The sequence below is a fragment of the Microbacterium sp. MYb54 genome, assembly GCF_002979515.1.
Taxonomy (GTDB): domain Bacteria; phylum Actinomycetota; class Actinomycetes; order Actinomycetales; family Microbacteriaceae; genus Microbacterium.
In genome coordinates, this window is record NZ_PCPA01000006.1 from 116,271 (window position 1) to 136,734 (window position 20,464).

Sequence of the window (20,464 nt, forward strand, 5' to 3'; positions counted from 1 at the left end):
AAGCCGTGCACTCGGCGAGAAGCGGTGCACTCGACGTTCACTCGACGAGGGAACCGCGCCGGGCGTCAGTCGAAGATGTGCTCCACGATGCTGGAGGTGTAGCCGGCGGGGGCGAGGTTCGAGTAGCGCGTGTCGATGAGCACGTCGTCACGCCAGAACAAGGTGCGGCCGTCGGTCACCGGGTACTGCTCGTTCGGCCAGGTCTTCTCGCAGCGGGTGCCGCCATCGGGGGTGAAGCAGGAGAAGCCCTCGGTGGTGGCCAACGCGTTGAGCATGTCGAGTGCGGGGCCGCGGTTCATGTGAGAGATCTTCGTCGTGAGTCTCGTGGTGTCGGCGCGAGGGTCGGCCCAGTTGCAGGTGAGCGACCCATCGGCAGCGACGCCGGACGGGCCGAAAGCAGCGTCGTTGAGTGGGGTGTCGCCGAGCTCGGCGAGGACGGCTTCCGACAGGATCGCGCGGCAGTCCGTCGGGAGCGCGACCGGAGCGCTGGTCGGGCTCGCGGAGGGCGATGGCGTATCGGTCGGCTCGGCGCTGGAGGTCGCGCTTCCTGTAGGACTCGGAGCGGGATCACCGCCGGCGTCTGACTGCGGAGTGCAGGCCGTCAGGGCAGCGAGGATGATGAGAGCCGCAGCAGCGCCGGTGAGTCGAGCTTTCATAGCCACACCGTAGTGCTCAGGCGCAACAGTGTGCGGGAGGATCGCGGTGCCGCCGCGGCGGTTGCCGGGCGCGGTAGTGTCAGCGAGTGAGCAACGAGACTACTTCTGCCGGTTCCGTGGTCGTGATCGGCGACGCCTTGATCGATGAGATCCGTGACGATTCCGGTGTGCGCGAGCTCGTCGGCGGTGCGGCGCTGAATGTCGCTGTCGGTCTGCGCCGACTGGGGGTCGGGACGACTTTGATCGCGATGGTCGGTGACGACGAGGCCGGGGCGCACATCCGCGAGTACCTGTCCGACCACGGCGTGCGCCTGATCTCGAGTGATGCCCCGCGAGGGTCCTCACGGGCCATCGTGCAGCGGGCGGCGAACGGCGAGCCCCAGTACGTCTTCAACGAGGCCGCGCAGAAGCGCAGCATCCGGTACTCCGACGAGGCCAGAGAGGCGATCGCCGCGGCCGGGCTCGTCGCGATCAGCTGCTTCCCCTTCGACGTTCCGGCCGAGGTCGACGCACTGGTCGAGGCCCTGGGCGATGCGCGCGTGGCGGTCGACCCCAACCCGCGCACCGGGATGCTGAGCGATCGCGAAGAGTTCGTCCGCGGGTTCGAGCGGCTCGCTGCCTCGGCGGCCATCGTCAAGGTCGGAGCGGATGACGCGGCGATCCTCTACGACGGTGATCTCGATGCCCTGCGCCTGCGCCTTCGCGGACTCGGCGCCGCTGCGGTGTTGGCGACGGCCGGTGCCGAGGGCGCAACCATAGACACGAAGGACGGCGTCGCCTCCGCGCCGATCTCGCAACTCGACGGAGCCGTGATCGACACGGTCGGGGCGGGAGACGCGACACTCGCCGCGGTTGCGGAAGGCCTGGTCTCTGAGTCGCCGACCGAGCTGGGGGAGTGGCGCACGCTGCTGCTGCGAGCCATGGATGTTGCCGCTGCGACGTGTCGTGCTGAGGGCGGTCTGCTGCGCACACCCGAGTCGTTGGCCGATGCCGGGCGCGGCGTGAACGGCAGCTGACTGTTCGATTTCTTGCACCTGCCTCGGACAGGTATGCTTGTCTATCGTGCCCCCGGTTGGCTGTTCAAGTCGGACGGGTGCGCTCTGGCGAGTTACCCAAGCGGCCAAAGGGATCTGACTGTAAATCAGACTGCTCAGCATTCGGGGGTTCGAATCCCTCACTCGCCACCACTTCCGCGAAGCACTGCGGAAACTGAAGGCCCACGCGATCACGCGGGGGCCTTCCTTCGTCTCTGCGGCGTCTCGACCGACGTTCAGGCCGACGGCGGCCCGACGCCCGCTTCGGTTCCAGCCTTGGTATTGGCCTTGGCGATCACGCCGGCGCCGGAACGGTTGACGCGGTGAATAGGGTGGACCCATGCTCTACGCGATCCCTACCGATGTCGGCCCCGAAAGCCGACGATGAGTGCGCCTGCCGGGTGGTACGTCGACGACGCCGGCGCGACCCGCTGGTGGGATGGCTACCGATGGGTGGATGGGGCTCCTGTCCCCGCGACGTCGCCGGAGCCGCCACAGGTATCGCCGGGCACGAGCTCGAGCACGGTCTGGGTGTGGCTCATCGTCTTGCTGCCGCTGCTCAGCACGATCGCCGCCATCGGCTACCTGGCACAGATGCAGCGGGGGATGTTCGACATGCTCGCGCTCATTCCGCTCGACGGCTCGACGTCTCTGGACGTGGAGAGGTTCATCGCCGCAGAGTTCGGGATGTTCCTCACCCCGTGGTACCTGGTTCTGCTGCTGCTGGGCTGGGCGATCTACGGGCTCTCGGCCTGGTTCGCCGCTCTCGACGTCCGTGATCTCAAGGCGCGGGGTTTCGTTCGTCCCTTCCACTGGGCGTGGACGTTCCTTTCGCCGCTCGTCTACGTGATCGGTCGCCACGTCGTGATCCGTCGACGGGGAGGGCGAGGCTCGGCGCCGCTCATCGTGACCATCGCGATCCAGGTCGTGACCCTCATCGCGCTGACCGTCTGGGTGTCCGTCTTCGTGAGCCAGATGTTCGAGACCGTCTTCTCGATGATCCCGCCGCGATGATCGCACCGAGATGAACTGACAGAGCGGGGCGCAGCCGCGATACCTGGGGATCCCGTGACACCGGGGCCCTCCATCCGCCACACTGAGTCCCATGGGATCAGCGTTGACCACCATCGGACTGCCCGTCGCTCTCGGGATCATCATGCTCGGGCTCGGGCTCAGCCTCACGCTCGCCGACTTCGCGAGGGTGCTGAAGCAGCCGAAGGCGGTGATCATCGCGCTGCTCTGCCAGCTCATCGTCCTGCCGGCGATCTGCTTCGGCCTCGTGCTCGCCTTCCAGCTCCCGCCGATCCTCGCGGTCGGCATGATGATGCTCGCCGCGTCTCCCGGCGGCACGACCGCCAACCTGTACAGCCACCTGTTCCGCGGCGACATCGCCCTCAACATCTCGCTCACCGCGGTGAACTCGGTCATCGCCGTGATCACGCTCCCGGTGATCACCAACTTCGCGATCGCCTACTTCGAGCCGTTCGACAACCGTCTGGGGCTGCAATGGTCGAAGGCCCTCGAGGTGTTCGCGATCGTGCTCCTGCCGGTGGCGCTCGGCATGATCGTGCGACGCTTCTGGCCGAGATTCGCGGCCGGCATGGACAAGCCGGTGCGGATCGCCTCCGTCGTGATCCTGATAGTCGTGATCGCGGGCGCCGTCGCCTCGAACTGGACCCTGCTGGTCGCCAACTTCACGCAGCTCGCTCTCATCACCGTGCTGTTCTGCCTGATCAGCCTCGCCATCGGCTTCCTCGTGCCGCGGATGCTCCGGGTCGGGAAGCGGCAGGCGATCGCGACGTCATTCGAGATCGGTATCCACAACGCCACACTGGCGATCGTGATCGCACAGTCGGTCCTCGGTTCGGTGGAGCTGAGTCTGCCTGCGGCCGTGTACGGCGTGCTGATGTTCTTCATCGCGTTCGGCTTCGGCTTCCTGATCCGCGATCGCACGGACGAGTCCGCTGAGGGCGTCAATGCACCCGCACCCGCCCCCGGTTCCTAGACTGGAACGATGCGACCGCTCACCGAAGCCGACGTTCGGGCATCGTTCGTCAACGCGGATGCCGACGAACTGCGGCTCATGGAGATGCCTCACGACTTCCTGCTCGTGGACTGGGACTATCTCGACTTCTTCGCCTGGCAGGATCCCGGCGCAGGTCGCCGTGGCTACGTGCTCATCCCGCATGACGATGGCGTGGTCGGAATCGTGCTGCGTGCCACGGAACCCGGTCGCGGTCGATCGGGGATGTGCAACATCTGCCACACGATGCAGCCGGGCAACCAGATCGCGCTCCTCTCCGCACGTCGATCCGGCGAGGCGGGTCGACGAGGTGACTCGTTCGGCACCTACATGTGCGCCGACCTTTCCTGCCACGACAATGTGCGCCTGGCGCACCCGCTCGCGCCGAACGAAGTCAGGGCACCTGGTCAGGCCGATCTTCGTCTGGACGGCACGCGGCGCCGGATGGAGAGCTTCGTCTCGCAGGTCTGGGCTGACGCCTGATCGCGGTTACGCTGGACGAACGTCCTGTGCTCGAAGGAGAAGCCATGAGTGATGCCATCCTGTTCGCCGTCGAAGAGGGGATGGCCAGGCTGACTCTGAACCGCCCTGCTCGTCTCAACGCCTTCAACGCAGACCTCGCTCACGCCTGGAGAGATGCCACGGCGGAGGCGACCTCGAGAGCGGACGTCAAGGCGATCCTGATCGATGCCGCCGGCCCGGCCTTCTGCGCCGGCGGCGATGTGATCGACATGGCGACGACGATGGGTGCGTCCGGTGCGGAGATCACTGCCCTCGCCGAGGTCATCAACGCCGGGATCCGTTCGCTCACGGAGTCGGCTGTTCCTGTCGTCGCGGCCGCGCACGGCACCACGGCCGGTGGCGGACTCGGCGTCCTGCTCTCCAGCGACTATGCCGTCGTCGGATCGCGGTCGAAGCTCGGCAGTCTGTACGCGAACATCGGTCTGACCCCGGATCTCTCTGTCTCCGCACAGCTCGCACGCGCCGTCGGCCAGCGCCGCGCGCTTCAGCTCGTGCTGCAGGACCGTCTGCTGTCGGCGGCGGAAGCCGTGGAGTGGGGGCTCGTCGCAGAGGCTGTCGAAGGTGAGGATGCCGCGGCCGAGGCGGCGCTCGTACGGGCACGCGGCGAGGAGATCGCCCGCTTCTGGCTTGCGGGCGCTGCGGATGCGTACGGGCAGGCCAAGCGCCTGGTGCGTTCGCAGCCCGAGCGCACCTTCGTCGAGCAGCTGAGCGAAGAGGCGCGCTCGATCGGGGCGTCTCTGGAGACACCGGATGCGCAGGCCAGAGTCGCGGCCTTCGCTGCAGCATCGGCGAAGAAGGCAGGCTGACTCTTCCTGCCCGGACAGGGTTTGGGGCCGCAGGTTTCCCCAGGCGGGGCGGCGGCCCTGGTAACCGGCAGCGCGCGTGGCAGGATGAGGGCATCGCCGCTCGACGAGAGGATCGCCATGTCCCAGCCGGACATCACCACGCATCAGACGCAGGGTGAGAAGAAGAACATGTCGCTGCTCATCAGGGGGTCCCTCTGGATCGCCATCGGAGCGCTGATCGCCGCGGCACTCGTGTGCGTCGTCTGGGTGCTCATCGGAGATCAAGACGGTCTGATCGGTCGAGCCTTCCTCACGATCCTGCTGCTCGCGGCCTTCGCCGGTATCGCGATCCTCGAAGCCGGCCTCGCGCCGAACCGCCCCGACTGGCTGCAACTGGCCAGCATGGTGAGCTGGATCATCGCGCTCCTCGTCGGCGCCGTGAAGATCTGGCTCCCCGAAGACGGCTTCTACTTCGGTGCGGAGCGCTTCTTCCAGCTGCTCCTCGTCATCGGCATCCTGCAGCTCGCCCTCGTGCACGTGCGCCTGTTCACGCCTGCCGCTCAGCGATACGTCACCACCTTCACGCGGGTGATCTACATCGTGACGATCGTGTTCCTCGGCGGCCTCGTCGGCATGCTCGTGTTCTTCCTCGCGTTCCCGAACACCTTCTTCTACGGCGAGCTGTACTGGCGCATCGTGGTCGCACTCACGATTCTCGTAGCCGTCGGCACCACGCTCATCCCGCTGCTGAACGCACTCTTCGCGCCGAGAAAGAAGACCCCGGCCGACCGAGCTGCGGTGGCGCCGTCGTGGCCCACATACGCCGATGGCATCACCCCCCTCCCGGCGCTGCCCGATGCGAGCCCCGACTGGAACGCCTACTACACGGGCTATCCGACCGTCGCTCCGCCCCAGCAGGCGCTTCCGCAGACGCCGACCTCGGCGTTCCCGGGGTTCCCCGAGGTTCCGCAGCCCGCCGCTGTGCAATACGCGCAGCCGGCCGCTCCTGGCGAGCACCCGGTGCCGCCATCTGCCCCCACACTGCCGGCAGCCCCGCAGGGATCACCCCCTGCGTTCCCGGCGCCGCCGCCCGCGCCGCAGCAGTCCGCGCAGTGAGCCTCGCACTCGAGCTCAGTGAGCTCGCCACCGAGATCGCTCGTGAAGCCGGGGAGCTCGCACGCACACGTCGGCAGGAAGGCGTGCGCCTCGCCGCAACCAAGTCGTCTCTCGCTGACATCGTGACGGATGCCGACCGAGAGGTCGAAGCTCTCATCCGTGCACGCCTGCGCGCCGCACGGTCAGAGGACGGTTTCCTCGGCGAGGAGACGGGTGCTGAGGGCGGCAGCAGCGGGATCACATGGGTCGTCGATCCGATCGACGGCACCGTCAACTACGCATATGGCATCCCTGCGTACAACGTGAGCATCGCCGCTGTTCGTGGTGAACCCGACCCGCGGTCTTGGGAGGCACTCGCCGGAGCGGTGAATGCACCGGCCCTCGGGGAGATCTTCACGGCGGCGCGAGGTCACGGGGCGTGGTCGGACGGGAATCGCCTCGCGGTCACCGACGAGACTCCGGCCGGCGCGCTCCTCGCGACAGGCTTCGGCTACGACCCCGCGACGCACGAAGGCGATCTCGCCACCGTGGGTCGGGTGATGCCGATGGCGCGCGATCTCCGGCGGATGGGCGCCGCGGCGCTCGACCTCGCCTACGTTGCGGCAGGACGCCTCGACGGGTACTTCGAGCGGGGTCTGCGTCCTTGGGACTTCGCCGCAGGCGCACTCCTGGTCGAGGAAGCGGGCGGTGTCGTCTCGCGGATCGACGTCGACTCGTCACGTCCGATGCTGATCGCGGGCGGGCCCGATGTGCACGCGCAGCTGGTCGCGATCCTCGACGAGAAACACTGAACGATTCATGGCATTCCCAGACTGATCAAGGTATGGTTTATGCGATCGTTACTTTCGCCACCCGAAGGTGAAAGTCTAAGTTTGCGCCCCCCGAGCTTGACGCACGACCGAGAGAAACCTTTTGCCCTTCGATAATTCCCAGGCTGCCTCTGCGCCCACGCGCCGTTCCAGTCGACACCGCATAGCGGCCTCTGAGGCCCCCGCGGCGGGAACGACGGCTCCTATCTCTGCCGCAGAGTCCGCCATCGCTTTCGCCGCAGTCGCCCCTCTTTCGCGACGCGCCACCCGTCAGCGTCAATCCTCCGGCGAAGCTGCCGTGGAGGCACCCGCCGAGCCCTTCATCGCCTCGCCCGAGCCGATCATCGCCGATGTTTCCGCCGTTGCGGACAACGTCGAAGGGATCGTCGAGGTAGCGATCGAGGAGCTCGTCGAGGTCGCTGAACCCGCTGGGTCTTCCGCATCAGCTCAGAGCCCGCAGCAGGATCCGCCGGTCGATGACGGTGCCGACGCCTTCGAACGCGCCTCTCGTGCCTTCCGCATCACGGGATCGATCCCGACCGTGACTGCTTCCGAGCAGGTTCCGGCCGAGCCGACGAATGCCGCAGAGGCCGAAGCGCCCGCGCATGTCGCTCCCCGCCGTCCGCGCAGCATCCGCAAGGTCGTGACCGTCGGTGCGACAGTCGGCGTGATGAGCCTCGCGGGCCTCCTTGCGGTGTCGATGACGCTTCCGGCTGAGGCTGTCGCCGGCGTGCAGGGAACATCGGTCGCCTCCATGTCTCTGGTTTCGGCCTCCGCTGACGAGGCCAAGGGCGGTGCCGCCGGAGAGATCCAGGCATTCGTCGCGCCTTCCGGCGTCGAGAGCGAATCGCTCGTTCGTGCCGATGACTTCAGCACGGTCTCGCTGGCCGAGGTCGCAGCCGAGCAGGGCATCAACTACTCCGGTGAGATCTTCACGAACGATCCCGATGCGGCGATCCAGTGGCCGTTCCTCGTCGGTGTCGGCATGAGCTACGGCTACGGAATGCGAAGCGGTCGCCTGCACGAGGGCATCGACTTCGTGCCGGGCAACGGTGCACCGATCCAGGCGATCGCCGACGGCACGGTCCGCATCGCGACCGAGCAGGGCGGCGCTTACGGCGTGACCGTCTACATCGATCACGTCATCGACGGTTCGGTCATCACGAGCCACTACTCGCACATGCAGTACGGCTCGCTCAACGTCAAGGCCGGCGACACCGTGAAGGTCGGCACCATCGTCGGCAAGACCGGAAACACCGGCCGTTCCTACGGCGCACACTTGCACTTCGAGCTCATCGTCAACGGAACGACCATCGATCCGATGCCGTGGCTCAAAGAGAATGCGGGCCGCACCTCGTATTGACCGGCTCGATTTCATGAGGACGCCACTGTGATGGTATTCTCGTACGGTTGCCCCGCGAGGGGCAGCACGCCCCGATAGCTCAGTGGTAGAGCACTTCCATGGTAAGGAAGGGGTCGTCAGTTCAATCCTGACTCGGGGCTCGCAGCATTCTTCTCACGCGGACGGATGCCTCGCGGCAGGGTAGCTCAGCTGGTTAGAGCGCACGACTCATAATCGTGAGGTCGCGGGTTCAAGCCCCGCTCCTGCTACAGATGAAAACCCCCGGTTCTCCCGGGGGTTTTGTCGTATCCGAGAGGTGCTGGGGCGCGACTACGGGCGCTGAGCCCGGGGGAGCGGAGGCCACACGACGAGGAGGAAAGCCGCGATCGGGCCGAGCAGCAGCGTCAGCAGGAACCACGCCCATGCGGATCTGTTCCGGGTCCGAGCGAATCCGCCCGCGAGGATCGCCACGGTCAGCCACATCGCGGACACGACGGTCCCGAGATACTCGACGGTCATGCGTTCGAGACTACGACGACGAACGCAGGGCGCCGAGACGCGCGGCCGGTGTCAATCGATGACGCGCATCAGGCGGTCGCGAGAGTGCTCGATGTGTGTGCGCATGGCGTCGGCCGCAGCGTTCGCATCGCCGGCGGAGATCGCCTCGGCAACGGCGGCGTGTTCATCGACCGTGTCCGTCACGTACGCGCCCGTGTAGGCCAGGCGGAACGTGTGCAGGTGGCAGTGGGTGCGTGCATAGGCCTGCCGCACCGTCTCGTTCTGCGCCGAACGGAACACCAGGTCATGCAGACGCACATCGTGCTGCGACAGCAGTCGGTACGCGTCGTCTTCGCCGACGGCCGAACGGCCTGCCTTGACCTCTTTCGTGAGATCAGCGACGTCGGACGCTGAGCGGCGTTCCGCGGCACTGGCCGCTGTGCCGGGCTCGAGCAGGAGGCGCAGTTCGAACAGCTCACCGAGGCGTCGGCGGTCGAGGAGATCTGTCGTGCGATAGCCGCGGAGCGGGAGCTTCTCGACCAGGCCGTCGGACTCCAACCGCGCCAGGGCTTCGCGCACGGGGGTGGGGGAGACCGCGAAGTGTCGGGCGAGTTCGCCCGCGTTGATGCGCGCGTCGGGCGGGAAGGTGCCGTCGAGGATCGACTGCTGCAGAGAGCCGTACACCTCGTCGCCGAGCATCGTGCGGGCTCCGGGCGTGAAGGAGGGCAACTGATCGAGTGCAGACATCCGACCTCCTGCTTGACAGAACGAGTGTGTGCGGCCCATCATAGCCTTTGAAAGATCAAATACGATATTTCAGATTGAATTCTTCACTGGAGGCTCAAAGATGCGCATCACACAGCACGTGCGGCTCGGCGCCGTCATCGCGGCGGCCGCCGCGCTCACTCTCGCTCTCGGCGGCTGCACCCCGCAGAACTCCGGCTCCGCCGATGGTGGCGACGGTGGCAGCGGAAACCTCTCCGACGTCCGCGTCGCCCTCGTGCCCGGTGGCGCGCACCCGTACTTCCAGCCGTGGATCGCTGCCGGCGAGAAGGCCGCGAAAGACTTCGGCCTCGGCGAGGTCACCTTCAACGAGACCTCCGAGTGGGACCAGACCAAGCAGAACGACGTGATCAACTCACTCGTTGCGAACGGGTACAACGCCTTCGGCATCTTCGGGGTGTCGCCGACCGACATCAACTCGACGTTCAAGAAGCTCACGGACGCGGGCATCGCGGTCGGATCGATCGCCTCGTGCCCGGCCGGCGACGAGAACCTCGCCGCGTTCTGCCTGTCGACCGACACCGAAGAGGCCGCGTACCAGGCGGCCGCCGCGGCGATCGACGCGATCGGTGGCAAGGGCACGATCGTGCACATGACCGGCAACAACGTCGACTCGAACACGCAGCGTCGCATCGAGGGCGTCCAGCGCGCGATCGACGAGACCGACGGTGCCGTCACCCTGCTGCAGACGATCACCGACGTCGACACCGACCTCGCCACGGCGCAGAAGGCCGCGTCCGACCTGCTGGCGGCCAGCGGCTCCGAGATCGGCGCGATCGTCACGACCGCCTACAACCCCGCGGTGGCGAGTGCAGAGGCCATCGCCGAGTCCGGCCTCGACATCCAGCTCATCGCCATCGACGACGACCCCACGATCCTCGACGGCATCCGCGACGGCTCGATCTACGGCACCGTCGCGCAGAACCCGGTCGGACAGGCTTACGTGGGCAGCTGGGTCCTCGGGCAGCTCGCGAGCGGTGCATGCGAGATGGCAGACCCCGGCGTGATCGTCGACTCCGGATCGTTCGTCGTGACCAAGGACAACGTGGACACCTACGGCGATGAGCAGGACACCTTCGCCGAGACGGTGAAGAAGAAGTTCGAAGACGACCTGCTCACCTGCAAGTGAACTGACCTACCCCAGGAGATGTACCCGATGGCCAGTACGATCACCGATGCTCGCGCGTTCCTCGTCGACGTCGCCGTGGAGACGGAACGCACGGACGCCGTGCAGAGCTTCGTCTCGCAGGAGACGATCTTCGTGGAACTCACCACGAGCGATGGCCTGCACGGCCTCGGGTACTCCTACACGATCGGGACAGGAGGTCGCGCCGTGCTGTCGATGCTGCGCGACCACCTGCTCCCGATCCTGGTCGGCCAGGACGCCGACCGCATCGAGGCTGTCTGGTACCGCCTCTTCTCCTCGACCCGCGCCACCACGACCGGCGCGATCACCTCGCTCGCGCTCGCCGCGGTCGACACGGCTCTCTGGGACATCGCCTCCCGCCGCGCGGCCCTGCCCCTCTGGCGCCTCGCCGGGGGCTTCCGCCGCGATATCCCGCTCTACGACACCGAGGGCGGCTGGCTGCATCTGAGCACCGACGACCTGGTCAAGGGCGCTCTCTCCTCGAAAGAGGCAGGCCTCAAAGGCGTCAAGGTCAAGATCGGCAAGCCGAGCGGCCAGGAGGATCGCGAGCGCCTGACGGCTGTTCGCGAAGCCGTCGGTTCGCACTTCGACATCATGGTCGATGCCAACCAGTCGATGACGAGCGCGGAGGCCATCCGTCGGGCGCGGCTCTTCGACGGCCTCGACCTCGGCTGGATCGAGGAACCCCTCCCGGCCGACGACATCGAAGGGCATGTGCGGCTCGCAGCGTCGACTTCGACGCCGATCGCGGTCGGTGAGTCGATGTACTCGATCGCGCAGTTCCGGGAGTATCTCGACCGTGGTGCCGCAGGAATCGTCCAGGTGGACGTGGCTCGTATCGGCGGTATCACGCCTTGGCTGAAGGTCGCCCATCTCGCCGAGTCGTTCAACGTGCACGTCTGCCCGCACTTCCTCATGGAATTGCACGTGAGCCTGGTCGCCGCCGTCCCCAACGGTCGGTATGTCGAGCACATCCCTCAGCTGCGGGCGATCACCCGCACCGGGATGACCATCGAAGACGGCCGTGCACTCGCCCCGGAGACGCTCGGGCTCGGCATCGACTGGGATCGCGATGCGATGGATGACAGGACGGTCCTCTGATGTCGCGCGTGCGTCACGCCGTGAGCGCCGAACTCCGCTCACCTCGTGCGCTCCTCGTCATCCTGATCATCGTCCTCGTCGTCATCATCGCGACCCTCAAACCGGCGTTCCTCAACGGACCGTTCGTCATCGCACCGCTGCTCACCTCGATCGCGATCTTCACGGTCGTCGGCCTCGCCCAGATGGTCGTGCTCTCGGTCGGGCACATGAATCTCGCGGTCGGGCAGCTGGCCGGGATCGGTGCCCTCGTGATGGGGGCATCGTTCGAGAACCTCGGGATGCCGCTGCTCGTCGGGCTGGCTCTGGGAATCCTCGCCAGCACCGCGCTCGGCGCCCTCGCCGGGTGGATCATCGCCAAGACCGGGGTGAACTCGTTCATCGTCACCCTGGCGATGAGCTTCACCCTGCTCGGGCTGATCCCCACGCTCTACAAGTCGTGGAGCACCGGCCAGGCCTTCACGGTGGCACCGGCGGGGTTCGAGACGATCGGCCGCGGCACGTTCGCCGACGTGTGCATGTTCGGCTACTGCGGATCGAACGCGGTTCCGCTCATGGTCCTCCCCGCCCTCGGCTGCATGGCGGTCATCTGGTACTTCTACACCTGCACCCGCAGCGGTCGTGAGGTGCTGATGACCGGCAGCAGCGTGCGGGCCGCGGAGCTCTCCGGAGTGCCGACGGCGCGCCGCACGATCCTGGCGCACGCGCTGTCCGGACTCCTCGCCGCGATCGCCGGGTTCCTGCTCGCCGCGAGCACCGGCTCGTTCACCCCGGCGATCGGAAGCGAGTTCATGCTCTCCTCCTTCCTCGGACCGATCCTCGGCGGCACGCTCCTCGCCGGCGGCCTGGTGTCGATCGTGGGCACCGCACTCGGGATCACGCTCACCTCGGTCATCCGCAAGGGGCTCGAGCTGTTCGGTGTCGGCCTCGAGACTCTCAACGTCCTGCTCGGATTCATCCTCCTGGCGGCACTCGCCACGGACCGTCTGCGCCTGCTCTTCGCGCGACGCCGACCCGCCAAAGCCACGGAGTCCGCCGCGACCCTCGCCGTCGAACTGGATGAGGCGGAGGCCCACCGATGAAACGCATCATCAGCGCGAACAACGTCCTGCTCGTCGGGATCGTCGTCGTCGGCGCCATCGTCCTCGGCATGGCGACTTCTGGTCAGTTCTTCGGTCCTGTCTCGATGACGAGCTTCTTCCGCTTCGTCAGCGTGCCGATCCTGATCGGGCTGGCGCAGATGATCACTCTCTGCGTCGGACAGCTCAACCTCGCGGTCGGAGCCATCGGCGGCGTCGCGGCCTGCTTCACGGGTGTGATCGTCACGTCCTGGGGCGTCCCGCCGTGGATCGGTGCGCTGGTGGCCGTGCTCACCGGTGCGGTCCTCGGCCTTGCGAACGGGTTGCTGGTCGTCGGGACCCGGATCAACGGCTTCATCGTGACGCTCGCGATGTCGCAGATCCTGATCGGTGTGCAGTACGCCCTCGTCGGCACCCGCACGATCGAGCGCAAGGCGTGGCCAGAGCTCGCCGCCTTCGGGCGATCGGCGATCCTGGGCATTCCGACGATCTTCCTGATGACGCTCGTCGTCGCCGCGATCGTCGCCCTCTACTTCGCGCAGACGGTGTCGGGTCGAAAGCTGCTCGCCAGTGGAGGCAATGCTTCCGCGGCCCAGCTCGCCGGCATCTCGACCGACCGTGCCCTCATCGTGGCGCACACCCTCTCCGGGTTGCTGTGCGGTATCGCTGCGATGGTGAGCATCTCGTTCCTGCCCGGCGTGAACACGACGGTCGGCGGAGACTGGCTGCTGCCGAGCTTCGCGGCCCCCATCATCGGCGGAGTCGCTCTCGTCGGCGGAACGGTCGCGGTCCTCGGCACGGTTCTCGCGGCGATGGTCGTGCGGCTCGTGGATGCGGCGAGCCCGATCTTCCGCTTCGACGCGGAGGTCGTCAACTTCGTCGTCGGCGCTGTCGTGCTCGGCACAGTCGCGCTCGGCAAGCTGCGCGAGGTGCAGGCTTCGCGCCATGCCAGCAGGATCAGATCGTTGCGCGCGGAAGCCGCACTGGCGGAGGTGAAGCGATGACCGTCGCACTGGAGATCCGGAATCTGCGGAAGACGTTCCCCGGGGTGACAGCCCTGGCAGACGCGAATCTCACCCTGGAGGCGGGATCCGTGCACGCCCTCATGGGGGAGAACGGTGCAGGGAAGTCGACGCTCATCAAGATCGTCACCGGGGTGCAGGGCGCCGATTCCGGCAGCCTGATCCTCGGCGGTGAAGAGGTGTCGTTCGCGAATCCGCTGGAGGCGATGGCGGCCGGCATCGGTGTCGTGCACCAGGAGCGCAATGTCGTCCGTGAGTTCACGGTGGGGGAGAACATCGCCCTCTCCGCGATGCCGCGGCGCGCAGGCACCGTCGATTGGCGTCGGGTGTGGCGCGAGTCGAAGCGGTGCCTGGACATGCTCGACCTCGACATCGATCCGCGCACCCCGATGCGCGAGCTCTCAGCCGCGCAGATCCAGCTCGTCGAGATCGCTCGCGGTCTGTACCGGAGCGCGAAGGTGCTGCTGCTCGACGAGCCGACCGCCTCGCTCAGCAACGACGAGGCAGAGCGGCTCTACACCGTGGTCCGCCAGCTCAGTGCGGAGGGGACCGCGATCGTGCTCGTCAGCCACAAGCTCGACGAGGTGTTCGCGCACTGCGACGCGATCACGGTGCTTCGCGACGGCAGCACCGTGATGCCGTCGCAGCCGATCGCGGATACGAGTCGCGACGAGGTCGTCTCGCGCATGGTCGGGCGCACGCTCGCAGATCTCGAGGTCGAGGAGCGCGAGGTGGACCGCACGGCCACTCCGGCACTCGAACTGGTCGATGTCAGCACAGCCGCGGGGCACCGGAGCATCTCGCTCGCGGTTCATCCCGGCGAGGTGCTCGGCATGTACGGACTCGTCGGCGCCGGACGCACCGAACTCGCGCGCGCTGTGCTGGGCCTCGATCGGGTCACCGGGGGAGAGGTGCGCATCGACGGCGAGACCGTGCGGATCCGCTCCGTCCGCGATGCCCTCCGCAGGTTCCGCATCGGCTACGTCACCGAGAACCGCAAGGAGGAGGGCGTCTTCCTCCTCCAGTCGATCACGCGCAACGTGGCGGTCACCATCTGGTCGGAGCTCGCGAAGGTGCTCGGCTTCGTGCCGGGGCGCAAGGAGCGCGAAGCTGTGCAGGCCCAGGTCGATGCGCTCGACATCAAGATCTCCTCGCAGGAGCAGCTCGCAGGGCAGCTCTCCGGCGGCAACCAGCAGAAGGTCTCACTGGCGAAGTGGCTCGCCGCTCGCACGAAGGTGCTCATCATCGACGAGCCGACGGTCGGGATCGACGTGCGCACCAAGCGCGCCTTCTATGAGCTCATCTGGCGTCTCGCCGACGACGGCATGGCCATCCTGCTCATCTCGAGCGACCTCGCCGAGATGGTCACGCTCGCCGACCGGATCGTCGTGATGGACCAGTACATCGTCCGTGGCGTCGTCGAGAACACGCACGACTACCAGCCCATGAGCGCGGAGGTGATGGGCCACATCCATGGCGCCTCGGAGCCGGCGCGGTGATTCCGCGCAGGACCCATCGTGGGATGGACGTCAGCGTGCTCGGCATGGGGTGCGCGCAGCTCGGCAACCTCGGCAGCGTGCTGACCGACGACGAGGCGGAGGCGACCGTCCACGCGGCCTGGGACGCCGGGATCCGCCACTTCGACACCGCGCCCCACTACGGGCTCGGGCTCTCCGAACGCCGACTCGGCCGCGCGCTCGCCGCGTATCCACGCGACGACTACGTCGTCTCCACCAAGGTCGGCCGGCTGCTCGTGCCGAGCCCCGAGACCGCGCACGAGCGCGACCTGGCGAATCTCTTCGACGTGCCGTCCGACGTGCGCCGTGTGTACGACCTCAGCCGCGACGGTGTGCTGCGATCGGTCGAAGCCAGTCTCGAGCGGCTCGGACTCGACCGCGTGGACATCGTCTACATGCACGACCCGGACGATCACGTGGAAGCTGCACTCACGACGGGAGCGCGGACGCTGTCGGAGTTGCGCGCCGCGGGTGTGATCGGCGGATACGGCGCCGGGATGAATCAGGCCGCGATGCTCGTGGACCTCATCGAGCAGACCGATGCGGACATCGTGATGTGCGCCGGACGTCTGACTCTTCTGGAGCAGACGAGCAGCCTCGGGATGCTGGCGGCCGCGCACGAGCGCGATGTCGCCGTCGTCGCGGCCGCGGTCTACAACTCGGGTCTACTCGCACGGGAGACCGTGCCCGATCGGGGCACGTACGACTACGCGGAAGCTCCGCACGGCATCGTGGAGCGAGCTCGCGACATCGAGCGCATCTGCCGTGAGCACGGCACGTCGCTCCCGACCGCGGCCGTGCAGTTCCCGCTGCGGATGCCGCAGGTCGTCGCATCCGTCGTGGGGGTGCGTGGGGCGCAGCAGGCCGCGGAAGCGGCAGCTCGGATGACCGCTGAGATCCCCGAGGAGCTGTGGACTGCTCTGACCGCTGCGGGGCATATCGTGGCAGTGGAATCGATTGTGAACTGACATCGATCGTGAACGGACAAGGAGCGGCATGCGCATCGCACTGCACTCGGTGATCGCAGAAGGTGCGATCGACGACTACCGGACTCATCACGCCCGGGTCCCTGAGTCGTTGCGGGAACTCTTCGGCGTAGCCGGCATCCAGGACTGGACCATCTGGCGCTCCGGGCGCAACCTGTTCCACCTCGTCGAGTGCGACGACTTCGATGCGGCGATGCAGGTGGTGAACGCCTCGCCGGCGAACGACGCCTGGCAGGCCGATATCGGCCGATTCGTCGAGGGATTCCACGGGCCGGACGGCGAAGACGGCTTCACTCCGATCGAGCAGGTCTGGGCTCTCTCGACGCAGCGAGGTGCCGAGAGCGGAGCCTGACACGGGCGGGCAGTATCTTTTGGATACCAGATGCCCTTGCGGGTAACTAGAGGCCTTCGGATAGCGTGACGCGCATGGCAACCACGAACACTCCGGAACCCGTTTCCTCCCAGGCGTCGATCCCTGACCGCATGTCCGCGATCGGCGCGCGCGGACGGCGCCCCGTGACCGACCCCGACGCGCTCGTCGACATCTCCCTGCCCGTGCCGACTCCGAGCGGGAGAGACCTCCTCGTCGAGGTGCAGGGGGTCTCGGTGAACCCGGTCGACGTGAAGGTCCGAGCCGGAGCGTCCACCACCGGCACGCCGCGGATCCTCGGCTACGACGCCGCGGGCGTCGTGGTCGCGGTGGGCGAGCAGGCGAGCCGGTTCGTGGTGGGGGACCACGTGTACTACGCGGGGCAGATCGATCGCCCCGGTACGAACTCCCGCTATCACCTCGTGAACGAGAACATCGTCGGCCATGCGCCGCGCACGCTCTCCGTCGCCGAGGCGGCCGCGTTGCCGCTCACGGCCATCACCGCATGGGAGAGCCTGTTCGATCGGCTCGCCCTCGGCCGCGAGAGCGAGGGGTTCCTCCTCGTGATCGGTGCGGCGGGCGGCGTCGGCTCGTTGATCATCCAGCTCGCGAAGGCCCTCACGCGCCTGGAGGTCATCGCCGTCGCGTCACGCCCCGAGACGGCGGACTGGGTACGGCAGATGGGGGCCGACCACGTGGTCGGCCGTGACTTCGCGGCAGAGGTGTCGGCGATCGCGCCTGCCGGCGTCGACTACGTGTTCACCTCGTTCACGCCGGGCAACGTCAAGTCGATCGCAGAGGTCATCCGTCCGCGCGGGCAGGTCGTGTCGATCGACGAGACCGGTGGCAGCATCGACGCGCTCAAGGCGAAGAGCGTGACGTGGCACTGGGAGCTCATGTTCACCAGGCCCGTGACGGATCCCGCAGACGATTACCAGCACGACCTGCTGGAACGGGTCGCCGAACTCGTCGACGAAGGCGTGATCCGCACGACGCTCACGACCCATCTCACCCCACTGGATGCGGCGACCCTGCGCCGAGCCCACGAGATCGTCGAGGCGTCCCGCACCATCGGCAAGGTCGTCGTGACCGACTGGCCGGAGGCGCATCAACTATCGTGAAAGCGATATGACCGCCGCTGCCCGTCACGATGCGATCCTCCGCGAGCTGGAGCTGCGGGGGTCGCTCTCCAGCACCCCGTACGCCGCCCGGCTGGGGATCACGCCCATGACGCTCTGGCGCGACCTGGTCGCGTTGGAGGAGCGCGAACTCCTGGTGCGCGTGCACGGCGGCGCGGTCTCTCTCGAGGTGGCACAGCAGCAGTCGCGCGGTGCGCGTGATGCCGTGGGAGCGAGGCCGCGCCCGGTGGCCACCATCGGGATGATCGTTCCGACCACGCAGTACTACTTCCCCGAAGTGATCCGCGGTGCGAGCCAGGCTGCCCACGAGTCGAACTGCCGGCTCGTGGTCGGCGCCTCGAACTACTCGCCGCAGGAGGAGTTCCGGCAGGCCGAGCGGCTCATCGCCAGTGGCGTCGACGCGCTCATGATCACTCCGCACGACACCCTCGCGGGGGATTCGCCTCTGCAGCGGATGCTCGCTGAGGTGGGTGTCCCGGTGGTGATGGTGGAGCGCTCGGTCGAGGACCGGCACGCCGGGCGGCTCGAATGGGTCCGCACCGATCACGCCCACGGAGCCGAGGTGGCTGTGCGACATCTGGCGGAGCAGGGGCATACGGGCATCGTCCTGGCTGCGCGTCCCGCTGCGACCGCCGCCGGACTGGATGCGGGGTTCGGACGGGCGATGGCCGCGATGGATCCCGTCTCCGCCGTGGCGCTCCGCCGCGAGCTCTCCGACCCTCAACTCGGCGATAACGCGAACATCGCCGAGCTCGACGATCTGCTCGACGACTGCATCGCACAGGGGGTGACGGCTGCGATCCTGCTCGGCGACGCGGATGCGATGGCGTTCCTCGATCTGGTGCTCGAGCGCGGTCTGCGTGTGCCGGACGACTTCGCGGTCGTCGCCTACGACGATGAGGTCGCAGCCTTCGCGACCGTGCCGTTGACGGCCGTCGCCCCACCGAAGCACGAGCTGGGGCACGCCGCGCTGCGCCTGTGCGTCGATCGGCTGAAGCAGGCGACCGGTGCCACGCACACGCCCGTGCGGATGGCGTTGCTCCCCGCTCTCGTCGTCAGGGACTCCAGCGTTCGCCCGCACTGATTGTTAGGTTTTGTTATAACTCGGGCCCTGGTGTTGGTGAATCGCGCGGCGTGCCGAAAGATCGAATCCGCACGGTCAACGATTCAAAGGAGAACCCGCGATGTCCCTGCGTCGAACTTCCCTCTCGGTGGCGGCCCTGGTCGCCACGTCCGCTCTCGTCGCAGGCTGCGCCGGCGGCGGTGCGACCGCCGAACCTGACAAGCCCTCGGCCGCCCCGAAGGGCGAGGTCACCTTCTGGTCCTTCCTCAGTGGCATGTCCGATGTCGCCGCCGCGTTCAACGCGAGCCAGGACGACATCACCGTCAAGTTCGAGGAGATCCCGAACGGTGCGAACGGCGGCTACACGAAACTGTCCGCCGCGATCGAGTCCGGCAGCGGCCCCGACGTCGTCGGCATCGAGTACGACCGGCTCCCCGGCTTCGTCGCCGCTGAACAGCTCGCCCCGGTGGATGACCTGGTCTCGGGCGACCTGCTCGGCAAGTACGACGAGCAGGTGCGAAGCCTGGTTTCGTTCGGCGACGCGGCCTACGCGCTTCCCTATGATGCGCCACCCATGGTCATCTGGTACCGCCAGGACGTGCTCGAGGCCGCAGGCGTGGAGGTTCCGAAGACCTGGGACGAGTTCGAGGAGGCTGCCCGTGCGGTGAAGGCCGTGAACCCTGACGCCTACCTCACGAGCTTCTTCACGAACGAGCCCCAGCTGGCGCCGATGTCGTGGCAGGCGGGCGCCGAATGGTTCACGGTCGAGGACGACAGCTGGAAGGTGGCCATCGACGACAAGGAGTCGCAGAAGGTCGCCGACTACTGGCAGCGCCTGATCGACGAGGGCCTGGTCAAGAAGCAGCTCGGATTCAGTGACGAGTGGACCGCCGATCTCAACAGCGGCGTGGTCAACGCCTGGGTCGGTGGATCCTGGAGCGCCTCCGCGCTCAAGACGCGGACCGAGGCCTCGGGTCAGCAGGGCAAGTGGATCGCGGCCGCTCCGCCGTCATGGGACGGAAAGCCCACCGGGGCGCTGAGCGGGGGAACGAGCTTCGCGATTCCGGAGAACTCCGACAACGCGGCCGCGGCCGCCGTCTTCCTGGAATGGCTCGTCACGTCGCCCGAGGCCATCGAGGCACGTGGTGCCGTCGGCACCGCCTACCTCGCCTATCCCGGGCTGAATGATGTCGCGGCCTCCGTGGCCCCCACCGACTACTACGCGAACGACATCTACGAGGTGTTCGACGAGGCGTCGGCGAACCTCGGTCCGTGGGCCTGGGGGCCGAAGTACGACCTCACGGCCACTGCGCTCAAGGATGCCGTCACCGCTTCTCCCACGTTGGGCGACGCGCTTCAGGTGACCCAGAAGGCGACCGTGGACGGGCTCGGAAAGCTCGGCCTCGACATCAAGGAATGACGGATGCGTCGGGCGGGTGGGCACCCCGCCCGCCCGACGGACCAGACCGAAGGAC

The 20,464-nt window shown here is 67.3% G+C and carries 21 protein-coding genes and 3 tRNA genes; 21 read left to right on the forward strand and 3 right to left on the reverse strand.

What is annotated here, in order from left to right:
- Positions 1 to 65: 65 nt before the first annotated feature.
- Positions 66 to 656, reverse strand: coding sequence for a hypothetical protein (locus CQ040_RS08805; protein ID WP_105527347.1), 591 nt, complete (start codon positions 654 to 656; stop codon positions 66 to 68).
- Positions 657 to 742: 86 nt separating this feature from the next.
- Here CQ040_RS08805 and CQ040_RS08810 point away from each other — a divergent pair, with 86 nt between their 5' ends.
- The 11 genes from CQ040_RS08810 (at position 743) to CQ040_RS08860 (ending at position 8,556) form a co-directional block, all read left to right on the forward strand.
- Positions 743 to 1,672 carry a PfkB family carbohydrate kinase gene (locus CQ040_RS08810; protein ID WP_105527346.1) on the forward strand — a complete coding sequence of 310 codons (930 nt, stop codon included), beginning with the start codon at positions 743 to 745 and terminating at the stop codon, positions 1,670 to 1,672.
- Positions 1,673 to 1,758: 86 nt separating this feature from the next.
- Positions 1,759 to 1,843, forward strand: a tRNA-Tyr gene (locus tag CQ040_RS08815).
- Between the two features lie 231 nt (positions 1,844 to 2,074).
- On the forward strand, positions 2,075 to 2,704 hold the full coding sequence (locus CQ040_RS08820) for a DUF2510 domain-containing protein (RefSeq protein ID WP_105527345.1): 630 nt from the start codon (positions 2,075 to 2,077) through the stop codon (positions 2,702 to 2,704).
- A 91-nt stretch (positions 2,705 to 2,795) separates the two neighbouring features.
- Positions 2,796 to 3,695: a bile acid:sodium symporter family protein gene (locus tag CQ040_RS08825; protein WP_105527344.1), complete on the forward strand. Its 900-nt coding sequence runs from the start codon at positions 2,796 to 2,798 to the stop codon at positions 3,693 to 3,695.
- Between the two features lie 9 nt (positions 3,696 to 3,704).
- Positions 3,705 to 4,196, forward strand: a complete 492-nt coding sequence (locus CQ040_RS08830) for an FBP domain-containing protein (protein WP_028502221.1) — start codon at positions 3,705 to 3,707, stop codon at positions 4,194 to 4,196.
- 44 nt (positions 4,197 to 4,240) lie between these two features.
- The gene (locus tag CQ040_RS08835) at positions 4,241 to 5,041 is read left to right on the forward strand and encodes an enoyl-CoA hydratase/isomerase family protein (protein WP_105527343.1); all 801 of its coding nucleotides are present in this window, start codon (positions 4,241 to 4,243) and stop codon (positions 5,039 to 5,041) included.
- Positions 5,042 to 5,158: 117 nt separating this feature from the next.
- Complete coding sequence (locus CQ040_RS08840) at positions 5,159 to 6,136, forward strand: hypothetical protein (protein ID WP_258131224.1); 978 nt, start codon at positions 5,159 to 5,161, stop codon at positions 6,134 to 6,136.
- The gene (locus tag CQ040_RS08845) at positions 6,133 to 6,927 is read left to right on the forward strand and encodes an inositol monophosphatase family protein (RefSeq protein WP_105527342.1); all 795 of its coding nucleotides are present in this window, start codon (positions 6,133 to 6,135) and stop codon (positions 6,925 to 6,927) included. Before CQ040_RS08840 ends, CQ040_RS08845 begins: the two co-directional genes overlap by 4 nt.
- Before the next feature lie 316 nt (positions 6,928 to 7,243).
- Positions 7,244 to 8,308, forward strand: coding sequence for a M23 family metallopeptidase (locus CQ040_RS08850; RefSeq protein ID WP_258131225.1), 1,065 nt, complete (start codon positions 7,244 to 7,246; stop codon positions 8,306 to 8,308).
- A 68-nt stretch (positions 8,309 to 8,376) separates the two neighbouring features.
- Positions 8,377 to 8,448 (forward strand) — tRNA-Thr (locus tag CQ040_RS08855).
- A 34-nt stretch (positions 8,449 to 8,482) separates the two neighbouring features.
- Positions 8,483 to 8,556 (forward strand) — tRNA-Met (locus CQ040_RS08860).
- A gap of 61 nt (positions 8,557 to 8,617) precedes the next feature.
- Here CQ040_RS08860 and CQ040_RS08865 read toward each other — a convergent pair.
- Positions 8,618 to 8,806 carry a hypothetical protein gene (locus CQ040_RS08865; RefSeq protein ID WP_105527340.1) on the reverse strand — a complete coding sequence of 63 codons (189 nt, stop codon included), beginning with the start codon at positions 8,804 to 8,806 and terminating at the stop codon, positions 8,618 to 8,620.
- Between the two features lie 51 nt (positions 8,807 to 8,857).
- Positions 8,858 to 9,532 carry a GntR family transcriptional regulator gene (locus CQ040_RS08870; protein WP_181156771.1) on the reverse strand — a complete coding sequence of 225 codons (675 nt, stop codon included), beginning with the start codon at positions 9,530 to 9,532 and terminating at the stop codon, positions 8,858 to 8,860.
- A 100-nt stretch (positions 9,533 to 9,632) separates the two neighbouring features.
- On the opposite strand from CQ040_RS08870, the gene CQ040_RS08875 reads away from it, so the two are divergent.
- The 10 genes from CQ040_RS08875 to CQ040_RS08920 all read left to right on the forward strand — a co-directional run bounded on the left by CQ040_RS08875 (position 9,633) and on the right by CQ040_RS08920 (position 20,409).
- Positions 9,633 to 10,697 (forward strand): substrate-binding domain-containing protein, encoded by a 1,065-nt coding sequence (locus CQ040_RS08875; protein ID WP_105527338.1) that lies wholly within the window; start codon positions 9,633 to 9,635, stop codon positions 10,695 to 10,697.
- 27 nt (positions 10,698 to 10,724) lie between these two features.
- On the forward strand, positions 10,725 to 11,816 hold the full coding sequence (locus CQ040_RS08880; RefSeq protein ID WP_105527337.1) for a mandelate racemase/muconate lactonizing enzyme family protein: 1,092 nt from the start codon (positions 10,725 to 10,727) through the stop codon (positions 11,814 to 11,816).
- The gene (locus CQ040_RS08885) at positions 11,816 to 12,895 is read left to right on the forward strand and encodes an ABC transporter permease (protein ID WP_105527336.1); all 1,080 of its coding nucleotides are present in this window, start codon (positions 11,816 to 11,818) and stop codon (positions 12,893 to 12,895) included. The genes CQ040_RS08880 and CQ040_RS08885 overlap by 1 nt, the downstream gene beginning before the upstream one ends.
- Positions 12,892 to 13,896, forward strand: a complete 1,005-nt coding sequence (locus CQ040_RS08890; protein ID WP_105527335.1) for an ABC transporter permease — start codon at positions 12,892 to 12,894, stop codon at positions 13,894 to 13,896. Before CQ040_RS08885 ends, CQ040_RS08890 begins: the two co-directional genes overlap by 4 nt.
- Entirely contained in the window at positions 13,893 to 15,413 is a 1,521-nt protein-coding gene (locus tag CQ040_RS08895; RefSeq protein ID WP_105527334.1) for a sugar ABC transporter ATP-binding protein, read from the forward strand. Before CQ040_RS08890 ends, CQ040_RS08895 begins: the two co-directional genes overlap by 4 nt.
- 23 nt (positions 15,414 to 15,436) lie before the next feature.
- Complete coding sequence (locus tag CQ040_RS08900; RefSeq protein WP_105527333.1) at positions 15,437 to 16,399, forward strand: aldo/keto reductase; 963 nt, start codon at positions 15,437 to 15,439, stop codon at positions 16,397 to 16,399.
- Between the two features lie 28 nt (positions 16,400 to 16,427).
- Positions 16,428 to 16,769, forward strand: a complete 342-nt coding sequence (locus CQ040_RS08905; protein ID WP_105527332.1) for an L-rhamnose mutarotase — start codon at positions 16,428 to 16,430, stop codon at positions 16,767 to 16,769.
- Between the two features lie 74 nt (positions 16,770 to 16,843).
- On the forward strand, positions 16,844 to 17,908 hold the full coding sequence (locus CQ040_RS08910) for a zinc-binding alcohol dehydrogenase family protein (RefSeq protein WP_258131226.1): 1,065 nt from the start codon (positions 16,844 to 16,846) through the stop codon (positions 17,906 to 17,908).
- A gap of 7 nt (positions 17,909 to 17,915) precedes the next feature.
- Positions 17,916 to 19,010, forward strand: coding sequence for a LacI family DNA-binding transcriptional regulator (locus CQ040_RS08915; RefSeq protein ID WP_105527330.1), 1,095 nt, complete (start codon positions 17,916 to 17,918; stop codon positions 19,008 to 19,010).
- Positions 19,011 to 19,110: 100 nt separating this feature from the next.
- Positions 19,111 to 20,409 carry a sugar ABC transporter substrate-binding protein gene (locus CQ040_RS08920; protein ID WP_105527329.1) on the forward strand — a complete coding sequence of 433 codons (1,299 nt, stop codon included), beginning with the start codon at positions 19,111 to 19,113 and terminating at the stop codon, positions 20,407 to 20,409.
- Positions 20,410 to 20,464: the final 55 nt, after the last annotated feature.

What these genes read in the sequence shown, in the direction of transcription:
- CQ040_RS08885 (WP_105527336.1), top strand. Translation starts at nt 11,816, where the DNA reads ATGTCGCGCGTGCGTCACGCCGTGAGCGCCGAACTCCGCTCACCTCGT.
- CQ040_RS08820 (WP_105527345.1), top strand. Translation starts at nt 2,075, where the DNA reads ATGAGTGCGCCTGCCGGGTGGTACGTCGACGACGCCGGCGCGACCCGC.
- CQ040_RS08840 (WP_258131224.1), top strand. Translation starts at nt 5,159, where the DNA reads ATGTCCCAGCCGGACATCACCACGCATCAGACGCAGGGTGAGAAGAAG.
- CQ040_RS08870 (WP_181156771.1), bottom strand. Translation starts at nt 9,532, where the DNA reads ATGTCTGCACTCGATCAGTTGCCCTCCTTCACGCCCGGAGCCCGCACG.
- CQ040_RS08900 (WP_105527333.1), top strand. Translation starts at nt 15,437, where the DNA reads ATGGACGTCAGCGTGCTCGGCATGGGGTGCGCGCAGCTCGGCAACCTC.
- CQ040_RS08890 (WP_105527335.1), top strand. Translation starts at nt 12,892, where the DNA reads ATGAAACGCATCATCAGCGCGAACAACGTCCTGCTCGTCGGGATCGTC.
- CQ040_RS08880 (WP_105527337.1), top strand. Translation starts at nt 10,725, where the DNA reads ATGGCCAGTACGATCACCGATGCTCGCGCGTTCCTCGTCGACGTCGCC.
- CQ040_RS08910 (WP_258131226.1), top strand. Translation starts at nt 16,844, where the DNA reads ATGGCAACCACGAACACTCCGGAACCCGTTTCCTCCCAGGCGTCGATC.
- CQ040_RS08825 (WP_105527344.1), top strand. Translation starts at nt 2,796, where the DNA reads ATGGGATCAGCGTTGACCACCATCGGACTGCCCGTCGCTCTCGGGATC.
- CQ040_RS08830 (WP_028502221.1), top strand. Translation starts at nt 3,705, where the DNA reads ATGCGACCGCTCACCGAAGCCGACGTTCGGGCATCGTTCGTCAACGCG.
- CQ040_RS08875 (WP_105527338.1), top strand. Translation starts at nt 9,633, where the DNA reads ATGCGCATCACACAGCACGTGCGGCTCGGCGCCGTCATCGCGGCGGCC.
- CQ040_RS08805 (WP_105527347.1), bottom strand. Translation starts at nt 656, where the DNA reads ATGAAAGCTCGACTCACCGGCGCTGCTGCGGCTCTCATCATCCTCGCT.
- CQ040_RS08865 (WP_105527340.1), bottom strand. Translation starts at nt 8,806, where the DNA reads ATGACCGTCGAGTATCTCGGGACCGTCGTGTCCGCGATGTGGCTGACC.
- CQ040_RS08905 (WP_105527332.1), top strand. Translation starts at nt 16,428, where the DNA reads ATGCGCATCGCACTGCACTCGGTGATCGCAGAAGGTGCGATCGACGAC.
- CQ040_RS08895 (WP_105527334.1), top strand. Translation starts at nt 13,893, where the DNA reads ATGACCGTCGCACTGGAGATCCGGAATCTGCGGAAGACGTTCCCCGGG.
- CQ040_RS08915 (WP_105527330.1), top strand. Translation starts at nt 17,916, where the DNA reads ATGACCGCCGCTGCCCGTCACGATGCGATCCTCCGCGAGCTGGAGCTG.
- CQ040_RS08835 (WP_105527343.1), top strand. Translation starts at nt 4,241, where the DNA reads ATGAGTGATGCCATCCTGTTCGCCGTCGAAGAGGGGATGGCCAGGCTG.
- CQ040_RS08920 (WP_105527329.1), top strand. Translation starts at nt 19,111, where the DNA reads ATGTCCCTGCGTCGAACTTCCCTCTCGGTGGCGGCCCTGGTCGCCACG.